Origin of the sequence: Pseudoalteromonas sp. Z1A6 (genome assembly GCF_011378745.1) — a bacterium.
GTDB classification, from domain to species: domain Bacteria; phylum Pseudomonadota; class Gammaproteobacteria; order Enterobacterales; family Alteromonadaceae; genus Pseudoalteromonas; species Pseudoalteromonas arctica.
The window spans coordinates 1-906 of record NZ_WTKW01000652.1; the positions used below are offsets into that span (position 1 = coordinate 1).

The following is a 906-nucleotide window of genomic DNA, read 5'->3' on the forward strand; positions in this document are numbered from 1 at the left end:
TAATTGATCCAAGTTTCAAAGATAGCGTTCAAAGCTTCATGACTAATAATCAACCTGATCATATGATCGATAGATTTTTAGATTTTGTGGGTACTTAAATAGTTTAAATTTGAAAGCTATAGTTAAATAACAAATACTCATAGTTATCAAAAAGCTCTAGCAGTGCTTTGACTGTACTCCATTAACATGTGATAAACCGAAAACTAAAATATCCTTAGTACACTTACCTACTAAATACTAAGAGAATCTTAGCTATATATATTTCATAGCTAAGATTCAAATGGAAACTCCAACACCTTCACGCCTAAAATCTGCAAGAAAAGCAGCTGGCCTTACTCAGCAACAGCTAGGTATGGCATTAGGAATGGAGCCAAACACGGCTAGTGCTCGCATGAACCAATACGAAAAAGGCAAACATGCCCCTGATTTTTTAACCATGAAACGCATTGCTAAAGAGCTTGATGTACCGGTAGCTTATTTTTATTGTGAAGAAGATATTCTGTCTGAACTAATTTGTGCTTTGGGTAAGTTAAAAAAAGAAGACCAAATTGAATTATTAAATACACTCAAACCTGAAAAGCTATAAAGGATCAGAAAACATGGAAGTAAATGCTAATTCAATTAGGAAAATAGGTAAGACGGGAGATGATTCTTGGCTCTTAGAGGATACTCGCCAAATAACATTTTTTATTGGTCCTAATAATTCAGGTAAAAGCCGAAAATTAAGGTCTTTATTTGAAATTAATAAGAGTGATTGGATGTTTGATATAGCGCATCTAACGGTTGATAGAGTAGCTCAAGAACTTTCAGGATATATTACGTCAGGTCAAACGATTTTCTCGTATCTAAGATTTATAGACACGAATAAACTATCAAATTATTTATTATCAAATATTAATCACCCTA

2 protein-coding genes are annotated in these 906 nt (G+C 33.0%); both read left to right on the top strand.

The features are described from left to right. The first annotated feature begins 280 nt into the window (after positions 1-280). Positions 281-586, top strand: coding sequence for a helix-turn-helix transcriptional regulator (locus GQR46_RS20135; protein ID WP_165742299.1), 306 nt, complete (start codon positions 281-283; stop codon positions 584-586). 13 nt (positions 587-599) lie between these two features. After that, the coding region (locus GQR46_RS20140) for a hypothetical protein (protein WP_165742300.1) at positions 600-906 on the top strand (307 nt) is incomplete at its 3' end.

Excerpts from the sequence above, each read along its gene's own strand:
- GQR46_RS20135 (WP_165742299.1), top strand. The coding sequence starts at position 281 with ATGGAAACTCCAACACCTTCACGCCTAAAATCTGCAAGAAAAGCAGCT.